The organism is Geodermatophilus sp. SYSU D00698 (assembly GCF_054050335.1).
Genome location: NZ_JBJGZD010000050.1, coordinates 1 through 775, shown reverse-complemented (window position 1 = coordinate 775; position 775 = coordinate 1). Strand labels below are relative to the sequence as shown.

Here is a 775-nt window from a genome sequence, read left to right as displayed (position 1 = left end):
TGTAGTGCCCACGGACCTTGTTGACACGCCGTTGAGGGCTTGATCGGCAGGAAGACCTCCGGCGGAGTGGGGATGTCTGACGTCGCCCGCTCAACCGGAGGTCTTCGTGGTCCACGCTATGCCGCGGCTGTCGCCGTGGTCTCGTCTGCAGCTCGTGCGGCGGGTGCTGGCCGGCCGCCCGGCCGCGCACGTGGCCGCGGAGATGGGCATCTCCCGCACCACCGCCTACAAGTGGCTGGCCCGCTACCGCACCGAGGGCATCCCCGGGCTGCTGGATCGCTCCTGCCGCCCGTACTCCTCGCCGGGACGCACCGCGCCGGATGTGGAGGCGGCCGTGCTGGCGCTGCGCCGGGACCGGCGGCTGGGTCCGGTCCGGATCGCGGCGCTCCTGGGGCTGGCCGCCTCCACGGTGCACCGGATCCTGACCCGCCACCGCATGCCGCGGCTGGCCTGGCTGGACCGGCCCAGCGGAGAGCCGGTGCGCCGCTATGAGCGGGCCCGCCCCGGCGAGCTGGTGCACGTGGATGTGAAGAAGCTCGGCGCCATCCGGCCAGGCGGCGGCTGGCGCGCCCACGGGCGGGGCTCGGCGCAGAACAGCTTCAGCCGCGCCGAGGTCGGCGCCGGACGCCGGATCGGCTACGACTACGTGCACTGCGCCGTCGATGACCACACCCGGCTGGCCTACGCCGAGATCCACCCCGACGAGCGCGCCGACACCTGCGCCGGCTTCCTGCGCCGGGCCGCAGCCTTCTTCGCCGCGCACGGCATCGCCCGC

The 775-nt window shown here is 74.5% G+C and carries 1 protein-coding gene; it reads left to right on the top strand.

The annotated features are described in order from the left end of the window. Positions 1–106: 106 nt before the first annotated feature. Positions 107–775 (top strand): helix-turn-helix domain-containing protein (locus tag ACI8AB_RS22675; protein ID WP_456951980.1); only part of this gene is annotated, 669 nt, incomplete at its 3' end.